This is a genomic window from Cellulomonas septica (genome assembly GCF_012396155.1).
Classification (GTDB): domain Bacteria; phylum Actinomycetota; class Actinomycetes; order Actinomycetales; family Cellulomonadaceae; genus Cellulomonas; species Cellulomonas septica.
Map to the genome: position 1 here is coordinate 1 of NZ_JAAXOY010000208.1, position 5,217 is coordinate 5,217.

Annotated in this window: 6 protein-coding genes; 2 read left to right on the forward strand and 4 right to left on the reverse strand. The window is 75.4% G+C overall.

The features are described from left to right. Positions 1 to 1,206: glycosyltransferase 87 family protein (locus HGA02_RS09575; protein WP_210728383.1), on the reverse strand; the 1,206-nt coding region annotated here is incomplete at its 3' end. A 211-nt stretch (positions 1,207 to 1,417) separates the two neighbouring features. Beyond that, positions 1,418 to 1,642 (reverse strand): hypothetical protein, encoded by a 225-nt coding sequence (locus HGA02_RS09580; protein WP_168678817.1) that lies wholly within the window; start codon positions 1,640 to 1,642, stop codon positions 1,418 to 1,420. Positions 1,643 to 1,793: 151 nt separating this feature from the next. On the opposite strand from HGA02_RS09580, the gene HGA02_RS09585 reads away from it, so the two are divergent. Further along, a complete protein-coding gene (locus HGA02_RS09585) occupies positions 1,794 to 3,110 on the forward strand; it encodes a uracil-xanthine permease family protein (protein WP_168678818.1) in 1,317 nt (438 codons plus the stop codon). 90 nt (positions 3,111 to 3,200) lie between these two features. Here HGA02_RS09585 and HGA02_RS09590 read toward each other — a convergent pair whose 3' ends face one another. Continuing rightward, positions 3,201 to 3,887, reverse strand: a complete 687-nt coding sequence (locus tag HGA02_RS09590; RefSeq protein ID WP_168678819.1) for a LytR C-terminal domain-containing protein — start codon at positions 3,885 to 3,887, stop codon at positions 3,201 to 3,203. Further along, positions 3,884 to 4,267, reverse strand: coding sequence for a type II toxin-antitoxin system VapB family antitoxin (locus HGA02_RS09595; protein WP_343035416.1), 384 nt, complete (start codon positions 4,265 to 4,267; stop codon positions 3,884 to 3,886). The genes HGA02_RS09590 and HGA02_RS09595 overlap by 4 nt, the downstream gene beginning before the upstream one ends. Before the next feature lie 224 nt (positions 4,268 to 4,491). Here HGA02_RS09595 and HGA02_RS09600 point away from each other — a divergent pair, with 224 nt between their 5' ends. Beyond that, positions 4,492 to 5,214, forward strand: coding sequence for an ABC transporter ATP-binding protein (locus HGA02_RS09600; protein WP_168678820.1), 723 nt, complete (start codon positions 4,492 to 4,494; stop codon positions 5,212 to 5,214). Positions 5,215 to 5,217 lie beyond the last annotated feature (3 nt).

Here is a 5,217-nt window from a genome sequence, read left to right on the forward strand (position 1 = left end):
GACGAGCGCGACGTTGCGCGCGGCGAGCACGCCCGTGACGAGCAGCCCGCCCCCGAGGATCTGGTCGTACCCCCAGGGGAAGACGACCTGCGTCGCGGCGGCGACCCCGGCGACGGTCCACGCCGTCCCGCGCCACCCGGGCAGCCGCAGCGCGAGCGCGACGGCGACGGGCGGTGCGAGCCATCCGACGTACTGCGGCGACCCGACCTTGTTGAGCACGATCGTCGCGAGCACCAGCAGCAGGGCCCCGCGCACGACGAGCTCGCGCTGCGCGACCGCGTCCTCCCAGAACCGGTCGCCGAGGTGCCGCCGACGCCACCACAGCAGCGCGGCGCAGGCCGCGAGCCCGACGAAGAACAGCGCGCCGAGCGCGTCCGCCGCCCCCGCGGTGCCCGGGCCGGACACCTCCCACGTGACGATCGGCTCGTTGAGGTGGCGACGCACGGTGTCGCTGAAGACACCGACGAGCACCCACGGCGTCGCGCCGACGGCCTCGATCTGCAGCCCGCGCTCCTCCTGCTCGCCGAGGAACGACGCGACGTGCGCCCCGCCCCCGAGCGCGAGCACGGCACCCACGACGACGACGCTGACGACCGCCGCGGGCAGCACGACGTCGCGCCAGGGCCGCCGGACCGCGACGACGACCGCGAGCAGCAGCGCACCCGGCGCGACCTTGATCCAGGCGGCGACCGTGAGCAGCACGGACGACACGCGCGGGTGTCGCAGCGTGACGGCGAGCGCGACCACGACGACGGGTGCGACGACGGCGTCGAGCCGGCCCATCGCGATCGGGCCCAGCAGGGCGAGGAACCCGATCCACCACCACGCACCGGTCGTCGTGCGGGGCTCGTGCGGACGCCGGCCGGTGCCCCCGACCGGGCGCGCGAGGCGTGGCGCGTGCAGCAGGACCCCGAGCGCGGCGGCGTCGAGCGCGGTCACGAGCATCGCCCAGGTCGCGGCGTACTCCGGGCCGGTCCACTGACCGGTCACCGTGGCGGCGAGCATCGGCAGGATCGCGCCCACCGGGTACACCCAGTCGCCCGAGAGGACGGGCCACTGGCCCTCGTGCACGCCGAGCCACATCCAGTAGCGGTAGAGCTCGAGGTCCCAGAACGCCTTCTGCGGGATGAGCACGACGCCGACGTACGCGAGCCACGCGTGCACGGCGAGGAACGCGACCCAGACGGCCGTCAGGGAGCGCAGCAAGCGGTGCAGGGGAGCCTCCGGCGGCCGTGCGGGACGAGGGCGGACGAGCGGCCCCAGGCTATCGGGGCGCCACGGCACCCGTGCCGCGGTTCCACACCTGCGACGTCAGGCTGCCCCACCCGCGACGGCGGACGCGCCGACCAGGCGGGCGACGGCACGCCGACGGTCCGGCCCACCGCACGGGGCGCGCGGGCCGGACCGGGCGTGCCGGCTACTCCTGGATGGGGCGCGCGGGCGGCGGCGGGACCGCCGGACCGGCGCCGACGACGGGGACGACGCGCGGCGTCGAGTCGTCGATGTAGCTGCTGTCCTGCGCCTCGACGTCGTCGGGCGCGGGTGCGGCGTGCGGAGCCGTGTCACGGACGGGGTCCGGTGCACCGCCGGGGATGACGCCGGACGGGGCGGGGCGGCTCTCGGGGACGTCGGGCTCGGTCATCGTGGACTCCTCCTCGGTGGGTGGGTCGCGCTCCTTGCCGCTCACCGTGGCACGTGGGACCGCGGTCCGCGCGTCGAGCGCCGACGGGGCCGTACCCTGCGGTGCAGCCGGCGCAGGGAGAGGGCCGGCGACGACGTGACAGGAGCGGTTGATGGCGGGTCTGGGCTGGTCGGTGCACGGCGACGGGCGGGACGTGCGACCGGGTGAGGTGGTCTCCCCGGACGAGCGGCTCACGTGGCCCCGGACCGTCGGGATCGGTCTGCAGCACGTCGTCGCGATGTTCGGCGCGACCTTCGCGGTCCCGCTCATCACGGAGTTCTCGCCGCAGACGACGCTGTTCTTCTCCGCGATCGGCACCGTTGCGTTCCTGCTGATCACGCGCAACCGGCTCCCCAGCTACCTCGGGTCGAGCTTCGCGTTCATCGCGCCCGTCGTCGCGGCCACCGCGAGCGGCGGCCAGTCCGTCGCGGTCGGCGGCATCCTCGTCACCGGCCTCGTGCTCGCCGCGGTCGGCGTCGTCGTCCACGTCGCGGGGTCGCACTGGATCGAGGTCGTGATGCCGCCGGTCGTGACCGGTGCGATCGTCGCGCTCATCGGGTTCAACCTCGCGCCCGTCGCGTGGGGCTCGGTCCAGAAGGCGCCGCTGACCGCGATCATCACGCTGGCCGCGATCGTCCTCACGACGGTCCTGTTCCGCGGCATCCTCGGCCGGCTGTCGATCCTCGTCGGCGTGGTCGTCGGCTACGTCGCCGCGCTGCTCCAGGGCCAGGTCGACTTCACGCGCTTCCGCGAGGCCGCCTGGGTCGGGCTCCCGCCGTTCACCGCGCCGTCGTTCGACGTCGAGATCCTCGGACTGTTCGTCCCCGTGGTCCTGGTGCTCGTCGCCGAGAACGTCGGCCACGTGAAGTCCGTCGCCGCCATGACGGGCCGGGACCTCGACCCGCTGACCGGCCGCGCGCTCCTCGCCGACGGCGTCGCGACCTCGCTCGCCGGCCTCGGTGGCGGGTCGGGCACGACGACGTACGCGGAGAACATCGGCGTCATGGCCGCGACGCGCGTCTACTCGACCGCGGCGTACTGGGTGGCCGCGGGTGGCGCGCTCGTGCTGAGCCTGTCGCCGAAGTTCGGCGAGCTGATCAAGACGATCCCCGACGGGGTGCTCGGCGGGGCCACGACCATGCTCTACGGCATGATCGGGCTGCTCGGCGCCCGCATCTGGATCCAGGCGCGCGTCGACTTCTCGAACCCCGTCAACCTCGTGCCGGCCGCGATCGCGCTGGTCATCGGCGTCGCCAACTACACGTGGGTCGTCGGGGAGCTGCGGTTCGAGGGCATCGCGCTCGGCACCGCGACGGCGATCGGGCTCTACCACCTCATGCGCGTCGTGGCCCGCTGGCGCGGCACCGGTGAGGAGCCGGCGACCCCGGCCTCGGTGCCCTCCGCGGAGGAGCGGCGCGACCGCGCGTAGGGCCCCGCGAGGCGCGGGCGGCCCTGCGGGGTCGTCCGGCGCTGTCGTGGAACCCGGCCCTGCGGGGTCATCCCGCGTCGTCGGCGAGCGTCAGCCCTGCGGGGCCTGCTCCTCGGTGCCGTCGGCCGGTGCCTCCTCGCCGCCCTCGCCCGCGCCGTCGGCGGCGGGCGTCTCCGGCTCCGGGGTCTCGACGGCGGCCTGGTCGAGCGGCACGCAGCCCTCGGGCGCGACGAGCGGCACGGACGGGTCGAGCACGACCTGGTCGGCGGGCGTGAGCTCGGCGAACTGCGTGCCGAGCGTCATGTCGACGGACGGGTCCTCGCGCGCGACGAGGTGCAGGTCCTCGCCCTCGAGCTGCGCGGCCAGCGTGTAGGCGGCGGCCGCACCGGCGACGCCGAACGAGATCCGCGCGACGCCCTCGAACGCGGGCTGCGTGTTGCCCGAGCCGGCGACGACGAATCCGCGCTGCGTGAGCTCCGCAGCCGCGCCCCCGGCGAGCCCGACGCGGCTCGTGCTGTTGAGCACCGTCACGGTCACCTGGTTGTACGCGAGCGGCAGCGCACCCGCGGGCGGGCACGGGTCGGGGTCCGGGACCGGGGGAGGCGGTGCGGTGCTGAAGCCGCGCGCGACGAACGGCAGGCTCACGCTGCCGGTGTAGACGGCCGTGGCACCGAGCCCGGCGACCGCGAGCCCGGCGAGGAGGACGCCGAAGATGACGGCCTGCCGCTCGTGCATGTGCCGGCGGCGCAGCGCCCGGGCGCGGTCGAGGTCGCTCACGGCTCGACCGTCTCCGTCGTCGCGTCGGACGCGAGGTCCTCGGTGGGCTCGCCGCCCGGCTCCTCCGCCGGCGCACCGCCGCCCGCCTCGACGACGAGCACGCGCGCGTGCAGCACGGCGCGCTGCTGGAGCGCGGCGCGCACGGCGCGGTGCAGGCCGTCCTCGAGGTACATCACGCCCTTGTACTGCACGACGTGCGCGAACAGGTCGCCGTAGAACGTGGAGTCCTCGGCGAGCAGCGCGTCGAGGTCGAGCGTGCGCTTGGTCGTCACGAGCTGGTCGAGGCGCACGACGCGCGGCGAGACCTCGGCCCACTGCCGGGGGCTCTCGTACCCGTGGTCCGGGTAGGGTCTGCCCTCGCCCACCGCCTTGAAGATCACGGGTGGCAGTCTAGGTGGGACCGGCTGCCGGGCGTGCCGCGTCCACGATTCCTGTCCGGTATCACCCGGTGGGCGGCACGCGGGGCGACGACGGGCCGACGTCGCGTCCGTCCCGGGTGGGACACGCAGGAGTCGACGGTCGGTCCGCGGTCGACCTCGACCCGCCCGACGGCGGGACCGGCGGGGGACGCGCACCGCCCGCCCGCCCGGGCACGCTGGACGGCATGAGCACCCCTGCCACCGGCGCCGTCCCCACGGTCGGCGACGCCGCGACCACCGTCCGTGTGTCCGCCCGCGGACTCGTCAAGCGCTTCGGCGAGACGACCGCGCTCGCGGGAGTCGACCTCGACCTCGCCGACGGCGAGGCGCTCGCCGTCACCGGCCCGTCGGGGTCGGGCAAGTCGACGCTGCTGCACTGCCTCGCCGGGATCCTCGTGCCCGACGCGGGGACCGTCGCGCTGCGCGGTCGACCCGTGCAGGGGCTCGACGAGCGCGAGCGCTCGCTGCTGCGTCGCTCGCACTACGGGTTCGTCTTCCAGAACGGGCAGCTCCTGCCCGAGCTCCCGGCGGTCGAGAACGTCGCGCTGCCCGCGATGCTCACGGGGACGTCGCGCCGGGAGGCGACCGACCTCGCGGCCCGCTGGCTGCACTCGCTGGGCCTGGCGGGCATGGAGGGGCGTCGACCCGGCGAGCTGTCCGGCGGCCAGGCGCAGCGGGTCGCGGTCGCCCGCGCGCTCGTGACGCAGCCGGACGTGGTGTTCGCCGACGAGCCGACCGGCGCGCTCGACCAGGCCAACGGGTTCGAGGTCATGCGGCTGCTCACGCAGGCGACCCGGTCCGTCGGGGCGTGCCTGGTCGTCGTCACGCACGACCCGCAGGTGGCCGCGTGGTGCGGGCGGCGCATCGAGGTGCGCGACGGCCGCGTCGTCGAGGAGGTGCGCCAGTGAACG

Coding starts and splice junctions, on each gene's coding strand:
- HGA02_RS09600 (WP_168678820.1), top strand. CDS start 4,492: ATGAGCACCCCTGCCACCGGCGCCGTCCCCACGGTCGGCGACGCCGCG.
- HGA02_RS09580 (WP_168678817.1), bottom strand. CDS start 1,642: ATGACCGAGCCCGACGTCCCCGAGAGCCGCCCCGCCCCGTCCGGCGTC.
- HGA02_RS09585 (WP_168678818.1), top strand. CDS start 1,794: ATGGCGGGTCTGGGCTGGTCGGTGCACGGCGACGGGCGGGACGTGCGA.